This window comes from Thiothrix sp., from assembly GCF_028714775.1.
Lineage (GTDB): Bacteria > Pseudomonadota > Gammaproteobacteria > Thiotrichales > Thiotrichaceae > Thiothrix.
In genome coordinates, this window is record NZ_JAQTLS010000002.1 from 125,396 (window position 1) to 138,565 (window position 13,170).

Sequence of the window (13,170 nt, forward strand, 5' to 3'; positions counted from 1 at the left end):
TTGCAAATTTTGTAGTATACTGCCACCACTAAAGCGCGACCCAAAGGGATGACAGCGCCCGCTGTATATTTATTGTTCAGGCTGGAATAAAGTCCTTGTATTGTGTCGAACTTCTATGGCATGGGCAACTCTCCCTTGTTGGATAGATAACCCTGCATTAATGTGAATTTTCCATGACGACAGCCCGTAGCGTATGGTGCATTGGCGAAATGTTTCGTCTATTATGGCGGGCTGGATTTTTGATACCGCACTTGAGGAGCGTTGCGACGGGCTGATTCCCGCCAGGCTCAAGTGAAGGTTGTTAGTACAACGGCGCTCGGTCATTCATTTTTGTTTAGGAGATTGAATCAATGACTGAGAGAAGCTACCTGTTTACTTCTGAGTCTGTTTCTGAAGGCCACCCAGATAAAATGGCGGATCAAATATCCGATGCCATTCTGGACGCGATCATTGCCAAAGACCCTTACGCCCGTGTGGCGTGCGAAACCCTGACCAAGACTGGCATGGTGGTTCTCGCGGGCGAAATTACCACGACTGCTGAAATCGACTACGAAGGTATCGTGCGTGGCGTGGTTAACGACATCGGCTACAACAATTCCGAAATCGGTTTCGACGGTCACACTTGCGCCGTGATCAATGCACTCGGTAAGCAATCCCCAGACATCGCGATGGGCGTTGACCGTGCGAAACCTGAAGATCAAGGTGCGGGCGACCAAGGCTTGATGTTTGGTTACGCCAGCAACGAAACTGACGTATTGATGCCAGCCGCTCTGACTTACGCCCACCGTCTGGTGAAGCAACAAGCGGATATGCGCAAAAACGGCACACTGCCTTGGCTGCGCCCGGATGCAAAATCCCAAGTTACTGTGCGTTACGAAGATGGCAAAATCGTTGCTATCGACGCCGTAGTGCTTTCCACCCAACACAGCCCAGATGTCAGCCTTGAAGACCTGCGTGCCGGTGTGATGGAACACGTTATCATGCCAGTACTGCCACAAGAATGGCTGCACGCTGATACCAAATACCACATCAACCCAACTGGCAACTTCGTAATCGGCGGCCCTGTGGGTGACTGCGGCCTGACCGGGCGTAAAATCATCGTCGACACTTACGGTGGTATGGCACGTCACGGCGGCGGCGCATTCTCCGGCAAAGACCCATCCAAAGTTGACCGTTCCGCTGCGTATGCAGGCCGTTATGTCGCGAAAAACATCGTGGCTGCTGGCTTGGCAGACCGTTGCGAAATTCAAGTCTCCTACGCTATCGGTGTAGCGCAACCTACCTCCATCACGGTTGAAACCTTCGGAACTAACAAGGTCGATGAAACCCTGATCGAAAATCTGGTACGCGAACATTTCGACCTGCGTCCTTACGGCATCACCAAAATGCTCGACCTGCTGCGCCCGATTTATCGCAGTACGGCTGCTTATGGTCACTTCGGTCGTGATGACCTCGACCTGCCGTGGGAACGTACCGATAAAGCTGCTGCGCTGCGTGCTGCTGCTGGCCTGTAATTAGGAGACTGACAATATGACTACTTTTAACGACTATATCGTCGCCGATATGGGCTTGGCTGCTTGGGGCCGCAAGGAAATCAACATCGCTGAAACCGAAATGCCCGGTTTGATGATGATCCGCGAAGAATTCGCTGCCAGCCAACCACTGAAAGGCGCTCGCATTACCGGCTCTTTGCACATGACGATCCAAACAGCCGTGCTGATGGAAACGTTGGTTGCTTTGGGTGCGGAACTACGCTGGGCATCTTGCAACATCTATTCTACCCAAGACCATGCGGCTGCGGCGATGGCTGAAGCTGGCATTCCTGTGTTCGCGTACAAAGGCGAATCACTGGAAGAGTACTGGGATTACACCCACAAAATCTTCGAGTGGCCTAATGGTCAGCAAGCCAACATGATTTTGGATGATGGCGGCGATGCGACTTTGCTGCTGCATTTGGGGACTCGTGCTGAAACAGACCCTAGCTTGGTTGCTAACCCTACGTCTGAAGAAGAAACTTACTTGTACGCGGCAATCCGTAACCGTCTGGAAACTTCACCGAACTGGTACAGCACCCGTTTGGCAGAAGTCCGTGGCGTAACGGAAGAAACCACTACCGGGGTTCACCGCCTGTATCAGATGCACGCGCGTGGTGAGCTGAAATTCCCGGCAATCAACGTCAACGATTCCGTGACCAAATCCAAGTTCGACAACCTGTACGGCTGCCGCGAATCACTGGTTGATGGCATCAAGCGTGCTACCGACGTAATGGTAGCGGGCAAAGTTGCGCTGGTATGCGGCTACGGCGACGTGGGCAAAGGTTCTTGCCAAGCATTGCGTGCATTGTCTGCTCAAGTTTGGGTAACAGAAATCGACCCGATCTGCGCCCTGCAAGCAGCAATGGAAGGCTACCGCGTGGTAACGATGGATTATGCGGCTGACAAGGCTGACATTTTCGTCACAGCGACTGGCAACTACCACGTCATCGACCACAGCCACATGGTCAAAATGAAAGACCAAGCTATCGTTTGCAACATCGGTCACTTCGACAATGAAATCGACGTGGCTTCACTGGAACAGTACCAGTGGGAAGAAATCAAGCCGCAAGTCGACCACATCATTTTCCCTGATGGCAAGCGCATCACGCTGCTGGCAAAAGGGCGTTTGGTGAACTTGGGTTGTGCGACTGGGCATCCGTCTTACGTCATGTCGTCTTCATTTGCCAACCAAACGATTGCGCAAATCGAACTGTGGACTGAGCGCGATTCCGGCAAATACCCAATTGGCGTTTACACCCTACCGAAACACCTCGACGAGAAAGTTGCCCGCTTGCAGTTGAAAAAGCTGAATGCGCAACTGACCCAGTTGAGCGAGTACCAAGCGCAGTACATTGACGTTCCAATGGAAGGCCCGTACAAAGCTGACCATTACCGTTATTAAGGTGTAAGAACCCCTCACCCCCCCTAGCCCCTCTCCCTCAAGGGGGCGAGGGGAACAAGAGAGGAAAGTTTATGACTGACGAACATCAACAGGATCATCAACACGATGACCTGATCTTCAGCTTCGAGTTTTTCCCGCCCAAGACTGACAAAGGCGCGGAAAACCTGCGGGTGGTGCGCACCCAATTGGCAGAATTGAAGCCGCGTTTCTTTTCCGTCACTTACGGCGCGGGCGGCTCGACGCAAGCCAATACGCTCAACACCGTGCTGGAAATTCAGCGTGATTCTGGCATTGAAGCTGCGCCACATTTGTCGTGCGTAGGTTCCAGTGCCGAACATATCCGCGAAATTCTGGACACCTACCGCAACAACGGCATCAAGCACATTGTTGCTTTGCGCGGTGATTTGCCTTCTGGTTCACGCGATTTGGGGCAATTCCGCTACGCTAACGAGTTGGTGGAGTTCATCCGTAAGGAAACCGGCGACCATTTCGATATTGAAGTGGCGGCCTACCCAGAAATGCATCCGCAAGCTCCCAACCTCAGGGTCGACATCGACAACTTTGTGCGCAAGGTGAATGCAGGCGCGAACAGTGCGATTACGCAGTACTTCTTCAATGCTGATGCGTACTGGCATTTCGTGGATGAATGCGTGAAAAAAGGCGTGGAAATCCCCATCGTCCCCGGCATTATGCCGATTACGAATTACACGCAACTGGCGCGTTTTTCGGATATGTGTGGCGCGGAAATCCCACGCTGGTTGCGCAAGCAACTGGAAACCTATGCGGATGACGTGGAATCCATCGCTAAATTCGGTGAGGAATTCGTTAGCTTGCTGTGTGAAAATCTGCTGGAAACTGGCGCACCGGGGCTGCATTTCTACACTATGAATCGGGTTGAGCCGACCATGAGCATTTGGAAAAATATTGGGTTGGCCGAGTAATGCGCATCCCGCGTTTTTACGTGCCGCAACCTCTCGTTGTTGGGCAGGAATTCACTCTGCCCGACACGACTTTCCGCCACGCAGTGCAAGTCTTACGCTTGAATGTTGGCGAGCCGCTGATCCTGTTTAACGGCGAAGGCGGCGAATATTCCGCACAGATGAGCAACGTCAGCAAACGCAGCGCATCCGTGATGATCGAAGGTTTTTCTCCGGTCGATACCGAATCCCCCATCCACCTCACCCTCGTGCAAGCCGTTATCAAGCCGGACAAGATGGATTTTGCCCTGCAAAAAGCCGTGGAACTGGGTGTGAATACCATCCAGCCGCTGATTACCCAGCGCAGCGTGGTGCGCATCGGCAAAGAGCAGGTGGATAAAAAGTTGCAGCATTGGGAGGGTGTTGTGGTTGCCGCTTGTGAGCAGTCCGGGCGTACCCGAATGCCAGTGGTGCAAGTTCCCTTAGCGCTGGAGCGCTGGTTGGAAATGCCAGCAACAGGCACACGTTTGATCCTCGCGCCGGGTGATTTCCCACGCATCAATGCTTTGCCGCTGGATTTGCCTGTGCCAATTGAACTGCTGATCGGGCCAGAAGGCGGGTTTACGGATGAGGAGGTGGCGCAGTGCATTCAGGCGGGTGTTACGCCGGTTTCGCTGGGGCCGCGCATCTTGCGGGCGGAAACGGCTAGCCTTGCGGCACTGGCATTGCTCCAGCACCGCTACGGCGATATTTAATTATTCTTCAAGCTGCGACGGCAAATCTTTAGTGATAGCCTGCATGTAATCATCCAATGGCAAGGTCGGTGCTGCATGGAGATTAAACGAGCTTAAGGTCTGGTTGTAGGCTGGTTCGCTGGAGAATTCATTATCGACCGTTATCTGATCCAGCCAGTTAATACCTTCCAAGATAATGAGTGGGGAACTCAGTAAGAGTGCCAGCCCTACCGCAGGCAGCGGGCGTAGGTAACTTGCCCAGCGTTGGTATAGGTACAGCAGCACGACCACGAGCACGGTGTTGTACAGCGTCGCCGAAGCGCTGGAGGGGGCATCAGAAGTCACGAGGTAAGATAGCGTTTCGCCGACCAAACCAATCAAGGATTTGGTAATAGCCAGCAGGGAAGCCATGCTGACTGCCGAGGCGATAGCCCAGCGATGGGAAGCCAGCCACGTTACCACCGACAATATCAGGGCAAATGCCAGTAAGACGGACAGGTTAAGTAATACGTCGCTGACGTAGAACCATGCGCCTTTGTCGATAAACGTTGTCAGGTATTTTTCCAAGAACAGCGTGGCTGCGGTCAGGATCAGCAGTATGGCTGCCCACACGGGGTTGGAAATAATGGAAAAGAAGCCGCTGAATTTCAGTAGGTTGGTTTCCGCAACGGGGGCATCAGCAGACAGCAGGTTGAGTTTGCGCCCGCCCAAGAGCAAACGGCTGGGGATGGGTAATTGCACCCGCTGTTGCCCCAGTGGATGCCCATTCATGGACGTGCCATTTTCACTCGACAGGTTTTGGAGGAACAATGCCCCGTCTTCGCCTTGTTCAAGCTGTAAATGATGCGCGGAAACCGCCGGGTCTGAGAGGATGATGTCGTTATCCAGCGCCCGCCCAATAGTTACCGGGAATTGTTCCAAGCGGTGGTATTGGTTTAAGCCACGTGTCTGGACTTCAAGAATTACTTTTGCCATTTGAATCCCTCCATCATGCGCTTGGCTAGTTGCACTCCGCTTGCAAAGTCGATACCCGTCATATCCATATTAAACAGCATCCCTTGTTGCGGGTATCCAACCATCGCTCCCGTCACCATCATGTCGCTGAGTCCCTTGTAATTGAGGTAATCCCGGCGGCAGATAGTCATTTTGAACTCTTGCCCTGCCACTTGGGTGAAATCAGTATGGCAGGCGAAATTGGTCACATCGTTTTTACCGGCCTTGCTCTCCAATACGCTGGAGTTCTGGGTTTGATAGCCCTTATAAAAACGCGGCGGGGTCATTTTATCGCTGGTAAGCCAGATATATTCATACGCGAGCGAGCCGACTTCCAACCCATCATCCAGATAAATATTGCTGTCATTGGTGCAGCGGGTGTAATACACGCGCATGAGTTCATCAGGGTCGGGTTTGCTGCTGTTGTCCCAGCAACGCACATAACCTTCAATATCACCGGGAACCACCAGCTTGCCGATGGGCAGGGTTGTCCATTTGGCATCGGTCAGGCGTTTGATGTATTTGTCGGCATTGCCACGTAGTTGTTCGGCAATGCGCTCATCAAGGTCGGCATCCTGCTCGAATCCGCTTAGCTTGAGGCGTTCCAGCATGGTGGCAAGGTATTGCCCCGGAACCAGAAAGCTGATTTCGTTGCCGGAGGTTGCCACATTTACACCGATGACTTCGCCTTGCTCATTGAGGGTGGGGCCGCCGCTCATGCCGGGATTGAGGCTGCCGGAAAACAGGATGTTGTTGTCATCGCTGTTTTTCATGATGCCATTGTTTGTTCCTTCGATAATCGAAAAGCCCAAATCCAGCGGATTGCCGAGTGAATACAGACGTGCGCCTTTTTGCGGTACTTGCGCGAGGTGCAAAGGCGTACCGAGTGGTTCGCCCGCCTTCAGTACGGCCAAGTCATGGATAACATCGACCGCCAGCAATTCCAACTTGCCAGATTTGCCAGCCGTGGAAAGGTAATCCAGCTCGAATTCTTCGGGGTCATTCACGAAGGTGCTGACAACGTGGTAGTTGGTCGCAATGATATTTGGCTCCATGACGATGAAGCCGGAACCAATTGCGGTTTTCTTGCCACTTTGTTGGTTAATGACCCGAACCTGATAGACAGACTGCTCAACATTCTTGTAAATAGAAGAGGAATCGCCCTGCGCGTAACCCGGCTGAACAAGCGCAAGCGTGATCAGAACCAATAAGATTTTTAATGAAAAACGGTACATTCCCTGCTTTCCCGCTTAAAACAAGCTTCATGTTTTGTATTGTATAAAATGGACTGTTGTTGCCAGCAGTACCTGTGGGATGACAGTTTTCCCCCTTCCGTCATCCTTGTAGGTCGGTGAAAACGTCCCTAGCGATGCTGATGGTTTCCGCCAAATCGGCATCGGTATGCGCCATTGAGACAAAACCGGCTTCGTAAGCGGAAGGCGCAAGGTATACCCCACGATCCAACATGCCGTGGAAGAAGCGGTTGAATTGTCCAATATTGCAGGCGGTCACTTGTTGGTAAGTATCAATGCGTTTTTCTGTCGTGAAGAAAAGGCCGAACATGCCGCCAACCTGCTGCGTGATGAAGGGTATATTAACTGCGTCTGCCGCTTGTTGCATCCCTTTTACGAAAGAAGTTGTCTTGGCGGTTAATTCTGCATAGAAACCGGGGCGGGAAATGATTTCCAGCATTTTCAAACCAGCCGTCATGGCGATGGGGTTGCCGGACAATGTGCCAGCTTGGTACACCGGCCCCAGCGGGGAAAGGTGCTGCATGATTTCGCGTTTGCCGCCGAATGCACCGACCGGCATACCGCCGCCGATGATTTTACCCAGCGTGGTAATGTCGGGTTTGACGCCATAGACTTGTTGCGCCCCGCCCAATGCCACGCGGAAGCCAGTCATGACTTCATCAAAAATCAGCACCGCGCCGGATTGGTCGCACACCTCACGCAAGGTTTCGAGGAAACCGGGGACGGGTGGGATGCAGTTCATGTTGCCGGAAACGGGTTCGACGATGATGCAGGAAATCTCATGCCCACGCGCCGCGAACACTTCGCGGACCTGCTCACTGTTGTTGTAATCCAGCGTCAGGGTGAATTGCGCCAATTCTGCCGGGACGCCGGGGGAACTGGGTTGCCCAAAGGTCAGTGCACCGGAACCGGCTTTCACCAAAAGTGAATCGCCATGCCCGTGGTAGCCACCTTCAAACTTGACCATGTAGTTACGTCCGGTGAAACCGCGTGCCAGCCGGATGGCAGACATGGTGGCTTCCGTGCCGGAACTGGTCATGCGCACCATTTCGATGGACGGCATGATTTCGCAAATCTTTTCCGCCATGGTGATTTCGAGTTCGGTCGGTGCGCCGTAACTCAGGCCATCTACTGCCGCTGCTTGCACCGCTGCCACCACTTCCGGGTGCGCGTGGCCTGCGACCATTGGCCCCCATGAGCCGACGTAATCAATCAGGCGGTTGCCATCAGCATCCCACATATACGCCCCTTGGGCGCGGGCAATAAAGCGCGGAGTCCCGCCAACGCTACGGAATGCACGTACCGGGGAATTGACCCCGCCGGGGATGGAACGTTTGGCTTGTTCAAACAGCGCTTCAGAACGGGTCACGGCAGACTCCCTCGGCATCAATATTAAAGGATGCTTATTTTCAATGACCCCGCCGCCATTGTCCAGCAAAGCAGGAAAAAACTTCGACGGACGGGGATCAGCGAAATTTATGACTGCTGGAATAAGTCCCGGTACAAACTGGCTTGGTGGGCAATATCCGGGGCATTAAACACATCGGAAATCACCGCCAGCATGTCCGCGCCATTTGCCAGCAAGCTCGTGGCGTTATCCAAGGTAATCCCGCCGATAGCGCAAATTGGTACGGATAATTGTTGGTGTGCTGCGTGTAGCACTTCCAAACTGGCGCGTGGTGCATGGGGCTTGGTGGGGGAGGGGAAAAAGCTGCCGAAGGCGATGTAATCTGCGCCTTGCTGTGCCGCTTCCAACGCCAACGGTAACTGGTTGTAACAGGACACCCCGATGATGGCGGATTTGCCCAGATACGCCCGCGCCGTTGCGAGTGCGGAATCTTCACGGCCTACGTGAACGCCGTCGGCTTGCACGGTTTTCGCTAGAGCCACGTCGTCGTTGATGATGAATAGGGCATTATGGGCGCTCGCGAGGGATTTTAAGTCCCTTGCTTCCTGTTCGCGCCGCGCCGCATCGCTGGTTTTGTCGCGGTATTGGACGATGGTTGCGCCGCCGCGCAGGGCTTGCTCGACTTTTTCCAGCAGCAAGTTACCAGTGGAGCCGTCGGTGATGATGTAAAGGCCGTTTAGTAGTGCCATGTTCATTGTTACTTGTCCTGCAAATGCCGTTCGCTATCCATGCTTTGGTGCAGGATGCGGATAACCTCCACGCAGGAGGACAGGCCAAGGCGGTAAAAGATCAGGTGCGAGCCAACCGGATGTCGCTTGTACCCAACGCGAATGTGCTCGATGGGCTGACCTGCCTGCGGATTTTCTGCCAGAAAGTCAAAAGCATCCAATAGCTTCTCGCCATACTGTTCTGCCTTCGCGAGTCCCCAAGTTGTAGCGCCATAACGCCAGATGCCTTTCAGGTCTTCCAATGCGAGCGGCGACAGGCTGTATTGCGCCATTATTTGCTCCCCAATTCTGCCCGCATTTCACGCTTAAACGCTTCACGGTCAAAGGCTTGGGGTCGCCCACTGTTTTCGCCTGCAATCAGGGCTTCCCGTAGCCGTTGTACCCGCAGTTCCTGTTCTTCCAGCAGCCGTAGTCCCGCACGGATTACTTCGCTGACAGAATGGTAATGCCCGGTATTAACTAAGCGGTCAACGAAGGTTTCAAAGTGACCGCTGAGGGATATAGAGGTATTTCGAGACATAACACAACTCTCAAGGCTGTCGATTTCCTTGATTATACCAAAAATTGGTATTTTGTCTGTGCAATTTGTATGCTCTCTTAGCTTACCTTCGTCCAGTAGAAGCGGTTCGGAATAAACTGCCCGCGCCCGATTTGCCGCCCTGCCTGCAAGCTACCCCACGTATATGCCTGCGCTGTTCCCACCGCTTTCACCATATCCATGCCTTTAGCAAGGTTGGCAGCACAGGTGGAAGCCAGTGTGCAGCCGGAACCATGATACGTTTCCGGCAAGCGTTCCCAGAACCATGTGCGTAGGCGTTGGCCTTCGCCGTACAGGGCGTTTTCGACCCGTTCGCTTTCGGCGTGGGTTCCGGTCAGCAGGACGTAAGCGCAGCCCTGATCCAGCAGCGACTGGGCTTGCTCATCCAGCGTGTCGCCATGAGTCGCCAGCCGTGCAGCTTCCGGGACATTGGGGGTCAGCAGGGTGGTCAGGGGCAGCAGGTATTCGCGGATGGCTTCCACCAGAATATCGGTGGAAAGGCTTTTGCCGCCGCCTGCCGCGAGGATTGGGTCGAGGATGACCGGCACATCCGGCGCTTGCAGCAAGATGCGGTGGACAGCTTCCACCGCCGCTACGCTGCCGAGCAAGCCGATTTTGATGGCGGCAATCGATAAATCCGCCAGCAGGGCTTCGGCTTGTTGCTCAATCAGGTAATCGCTGACAGGTTCAACGCGCTGCACATTACAGGTGTCCTGCACGGTCATGCAGGTAATGACGGATGCCGGGTGGCAACCTTGGCTGATGATGGCTTCAATATCAGCCTGAATGCCTGCCCCGCCGCACGGGTCGTGCCCGGCGAGTGTCATGACCACTGGAATGCTCACGTTTTTACCTCCATTTAGCAACAAATCTCCCCCAAGCGTTTGCGCACCACCACGACACCTTCTTCGCTTTTCTCTTTTTCAAAGCCTAAGCGCTGCATCAGTTTTAACATGCCAGTGTTGTGCGCCAGCACTTCGCCATCCACGTAACGCAGGCCGCGTGCACGTGCCGTATCCATGAGGATTTGCATCAGTACCCCGCCCAAGCCCCGGTTTTGGAAGCTGTCGGCAATCACGAGGGCGAACTCGCAACTGGTTTTATCCGGGTTGATGGCGTAACGCGCCACGCCCATTTCGACTTCCTTGCCATCCTGCCGGGTCAGCGCGAGGAATGCAATTTCCCGGTCATAGTCAATTTGTGTCAGGCGAACCAGCATGTCAGGGGTGAGTTCGCGTAAGGCTTGCATGAAGCGCATGTAACGCGACTCTTTCGACAGGTTGCGCACGAACTCCTGTTCCATTTCCGCATCTTCGGGGCGGATTGGGCGGATCACGATGTCAGTGCCGTCCGGCAATTGCATCCGCTTGACCAAATCGTTCGGGTAAGGGTGGATTGCCATGTGGTCGTAGCGGCGGGCGGTAACGGGCGGGTAACTGATGGTGAAACGCGCATCGACCGCCATCACGCCTTCGGCATCCGCCATCAGCGGGTTGATGTCCATTTCCACGATTTCGGGCAGCTCACAGACCATTTCCGATACCCGTTGCAGGGCTTTCCACAGTGCCTCGAAATTAATCTTGGGCATATTGCGGAATTCGCCGAGCAGCTTGGCGGCGCGGGTGCGGCACACGGTTTTCTTGATCATGTAATCATTCAGCGGCGGCAGGGCAACGGCGTGGTCACGGTGGATTTCCACCGCTGTGCCGCCCATGCCGAAGCTGATGATGGGGCCGAATACCGGGTCACGTACTACACCAATCATCAATTCACGACCGGAATTGCTTTGGTACATGCGTTCGACGGTGATGCCTTCAATCCGCGCTTCCGGCAAGCTGCGGCGGGTGGCTTCCACCAATTCTTGGTAAATGCTGCGCACTGCGTGGGCGCTGGCAATGTTCAGGCGTACCCCGTTCACGTCGGACTTGTGGGTCACGTCGGGGGAACTGATTTTCATCACCACCGGGAAACCCAGCGATTCTGCCGCAACCAACGCTTCCGCCGGGCTGCGGGTGAGGATTGTTGGCACGGCAGGAATGCGGAACGCCGACAAAATGGCGCGGGATTCCGTTGTGGAAAGGGTGCGGCGGCCTTCTGCCAGTACGCTTTCAAGGATCAGGCGTGCGCCTTGGATGTCCGGCTCGCGGGTTTGTTCCTGCACCGACGGCGGAACCTGCATCAGCATTTTCTGGTTATCGCGGTAATGCGTCAGGTAGGAAAACGCTTCCACGGCAGCTTCCGGGGTGCGGAAGTGTGGCACATTAGCTTCCGATAGGATGTCGCGCCCGGCGGCAACTTGCAGGTCGCCCATCCAGCACGCCAAGATTGGTTTGCAGATTTTGGCTGTTTTGGAATCTTTACAGGCCGTGCCGACAATTTTTGCCACGGCTACGGGGTCGGTCATGGCTTGCGGGGTCAGCATGACCAGTATGCCGTCGATGTTTTCGTCCTGCATACACACGCTCAGCGCGGCAGCGTAACGTTCCGGGGTGGCATCGCCGAGGATGTCGACCGGGTTGCCGTGCGACCACGTGAATGGCAGTACTTTGTTCAGGTCTGCCAAGGTTTTGGGGGAAAGGGTTGCCATGCGCAAGCCGGTTTCTATCGCGCGGTCAGTTGCCATGACACCCGGCCCGCCGCCATTGGTCATGATCAGCAGGCGGTTTTGCTGGGTGCGCAAGCCAGAGGAGAGGATTTGTGCGGCAGAAAACAGTTGGTTGATGGTGTCTACCCGGACTGCCCCGGCGCGTTCCAGTGCGGCATCGAAGGCTTCATTGCCGCCGACGATTGCCCCTGTATGGGTGCTGGCAGCACGCGAGCCTTCTTCGTAACGCCCCGCTTTCAACACCACCACGGGTTTCATGCGTGAGGCAGTGCGCAGGCCGCTCATGAAACCGCGTGCATCGTGTACACCTTCGATGTACAGCAAAATGCTGTCGGTTTTGGGGTCAAGCGCGAGGAAATCCAGTACATCCCCAAAGTCCACGTCGGCTGCGTCACCCAGCGTCACCACGGTGGAAAAGCCGATCTGGCGGGCGGCGGCCCAATCGAGGATGGCGGTACACATGCCGCCGGATTGCGAGACCAGTGCCAGATTGCCGGGTGCGGCTTGGTTGCGGGTAAACGTGGCATTCAAACCTGCGGATGGGCGCATGATACCTAAGCAGTTAGGGCCGATGATGTGCATCCCATACTGGCGGGCGATTTCCACGGAGTCTTTCTGTAAGCGCTGTCCGCGTGTACCGGCTTCGGCGAAACCAGAGGAAAGGACGACTACGCCCTTAACACCGTTTTCACCGCATTGCTGGAGAATCGCTGGTACGGTGGCGGCGGGTGTTGCCACAACCGCCAAATCAATGGATTTGTTCAATTCGGTCAGGTTAGGGAACGCAGTTTGCTCCTGCACCTTTTCGTATTTGGGGTTGATGGGGTACACTGATCCCTTGAACCCGGCATCCAACAGATTTTTGAAGACGAGGGTTCCTACGCCGTCTAGACTGTTGCTTGCCCCGAATACTGCGACACTCTTGGGGGCGAAGAGTTGATTTAAATAGTGGTGGCCCATAGCCAAAACCTCTAAGCTGAATAGATTGAGGACAGCGATGATGAAAGCCTAAAAACATCATTGTTGCAATGCAGCATATCCTACTCCAATTTTAGTG

12 protein-coding genes and 1 riboswitch are annotated in these 13,170 nt (G+C 54.5%); of the genes, 4 read left to right on the plus strand and 8 right to left on the minus strand.

Annotated elements, in window-relative coordinates:
* The first annotated feature begins 247 nt into the window (after window positions 1-247).
* Window positions 248-325, plus strand: a riboswitch (S-adenosyl-L-homocysteine riboswitch).
* Between the two features lie 25 nt (window positions 326-350).
* From metK to PHE17_RS02140, 4 genes are all read left to right on the plus strand, one after another.
* The gene (gene metK, locus PHE17_RS02125; RefSeq protein ID WP_301014161.1) at window positions 351-1,514 is read left to right on the plus strand and encodes a methionine adenosyltransferase; all 1,164 of its coding nucleotides are present in this window, start codon (window positions 351-353) and stop codon (window positions 1,512-1,514) included.
* A 16-nt stretch (window positions 1,515-1,530) separates the two neighbouring features.
* Window positions 1,531-2,937, plus strand: coding sequence for an adenosylhomocysteinase (ahcY, locus tag PHE17_RS02130; RefSeq protein WP_301014162.1), 1,407 nt, complete (start codon window positions 1,531-1,533; stop codon window positions 2,935-2,937).
* A 71-nt stretch (window positions 2,938-3,008) separates the two neighbouring features.
* Window positions 3,009-3,878 carry a methylenetetrahydrofolate reductase [NAD(P)H] gene (gene metF / locus PHE17_RS02135; RefSeq protein ID WP_301014163.1) on the plus strand — a complete coding sequence of 290 codons (870 nt, stop codon included), beginning with the start codon at window positions 3,009-3,011 and terminating at the stop codon, window positions 3,876-3,878.
* Window positions 3,878-4,609: a 16S rRNA (uracil(1498)-N(3))-methyltransferase gene (locus PHE17_RS02140; RefSeq protein WP_301014164.1), complete on the plus strand. Its 732-nt coding sequence runs from the start codon at window positions 3,878-3,880 to the stop codon at window positions 4,607-4,609. Before metF ends, PHE17_RS02140 begins: the two co-directional genes overlap by 1 nt.
* On the opposite strand, the gene PHE17_RS02145 is transcribed toward PHE17_RS02140, so the two are convergent.
* The 8 genes from PHE17_RS02145 to PHE17_RS02180 form a co-directional block, all read right to left on the minus strand.
* Complete coding sequence (locus PHE17_RS02145; RefSeq protein ID WP_301014165.1) at window positions 4,610-5,563, minus strand: FHA domain-containing protein; 954 nt, start codon at window positions 5,561-5,563, stop codon at window positions 4,610-4,612.
* Entirely contained in the window at window positions 5,551-6,816 is a 1,266-nt protein-coding gene (locus tag PHE17_RS02150) for a serine protease (protein WP_301014166.1), read from the minus strand. The genes PHE17_RS02145 and PHE17_RS02150 overlap by 13 nt, the downstream gene beginning before the upstream one ends.
* Window positions 6,817-6,916: 100 nt before the next feature.
* Window positions 6,917-8,203, minus strand: a complete 1,287-nt coding sequence (hemL, locus tag PHE17_RS02155) for a glutamate-1-semialdehyde 2,1-aminomutase (protein ID WP_301014167.1) — start codon at window positions 8,201-8,203, stop codon at window positions 6,917-6,919.
* Between the two features lie 107 nt (window positions 8,204-8,310).
* Window positions 8,311-8,937 (minus strand): thiamine phosphate synthase, encoded by a 627-nt coding sequence (gene thiE / locus PHE17_RS02160; protein ID WP_301014168.1) that lies wholly within the window; start codon window positions 8,935-8,937, stop codon window positions 8,311-8,313.
* A gap of 2 nt (window positions 8,938-8,939) precedes the next feature.
* Window positions 8,940-9,242: a type II toxin-antitoxin system RelE/ParE family toxin gene (locus tag PHE17_RS02165; RefSeq protein WP_301014169.1), complete on the minus strand. Its 303-nt coding sequence runs from the start codon at window positions 9,240-9,242 to the stop codon at window positions 8,940-8,942.
* On the minus strand, window positions 9,242-9,490 hold the full coding sequence (locus tag PHE17_RS02170) for a type II toxin-antitoxin system ParD family antitoxin (protein ID WP_301014170.1): 249 nt from the start codon (window positions 9,488-9,490) through the stop codon (window positions 9,242-9,244). Before PHE17_RS02170 ends, PHE17_RS02165 begins: the two co-directional genes overlap by 1 nt.
* 77 nt (window positions 9,491-9,567) lie before the next feature.
* Complete coding sequence (locus tag PHE17_RS02175; protein WP_363320058.1) at window positions 9,568-10,335, minus strand: hydroxymethylpyrimidine/phosphomethylpyrimidine kinase; 768 nt, start codon at window positions 10,333-10,335, stop codon at window positions 9,568-9,570.
* Between the two features lie 32 nt (window positions 10,336-10,367).
* A complete protein-coding gene (locus tag PHE17_RS02180; RefSeq protein ID WP_301014172.1) occupies window positions 10,368-13,073 on the minus strand; it encodes a bifunctional acetate--CoA ligase family protein/GNAT family N-acetyltransferase in 2,706 nt (901 codons plus the stop codon).
* Between the last annotated feature and the right edge of the window lie 97 nt (window positions 13,074-13,170).

Bases quoted from the DNA above. Each gene is read 5' to 3' on its own strand.
- metK (WP_301014161.1), top strand. From the start codon at position 351: ATGACTGAGAGAAGCTACCTGTTTACTTCTGAGTCTGTTTCTGAAGGC.
- ahcY (WP_301014162.1), top strand. From the start codon at position 1,531: ATGACTACTTTTAACGACTATATCGTCGCCGATATGGGCTTGGCTGCT.
- metF (WP_301014163.1), top strand. From the start codon at position 3,009: ATGACTGACGAACATCAACAGGATCATCAACACGATGACCTGATCTTC.
- PHE17_RS02140 (WP_301014164.1), top strand. From the start codon at position 3,878: ATGCGCATCCCGCGTTTTTACGTGCCGCAACCTCTCGTTGTTGGGCAG.
- PHE17_RS02145 (WP_301014165.1), bottom strand. From the start codon at position 5,563: ATGGCAAAAGTAATTCTTGAAGTCCAGACACGTGGCTTAAACCAATAC.
- PHE17_RS02150 (WP_301014166.1), bottom strand. From the start codon at position 6,816: ATGTACCGTTTTTCATTAAAAATCTTATTGGTTCTGATCACGCTTGCG.
- thiE (WP_301014168.1), bottom strand. From the start codon at position 8,937: ATGAACATGGCACTACTAAACGGCCTTTACATCATCACCGACGGCTCC.
- PHE17_RS02165 (WP_301014169.1), bottom strand. From the start codon at position 9,242: ATGGCGCAATACAGCCTGTCGCCGCTCGCATTGGAAGACCTGAAAGGC.
- PHE17_RS02170 (WP_301014170.1), bottom strand. From the start codon at position 9,490: ATGTCTCGAAATACCTCTATATCCCTCAGCGGTCACTTTGAAACCTTC.
- PHE17_RS02175 (WP_363320058.1), bottom strand. From the start codon at position 10,335: ATGACACTCGCCGGGCACGACCCGTGCGGCGGGGCAGGCATTCAGGCT.
- PHE17_RS02180 (WP_301014172.1), bottom strand. From the start codon at position 13,073: ATGGGCCACCACTATTTAAATCAACTCTTCGCCCCCAAGAGTGTCGCA.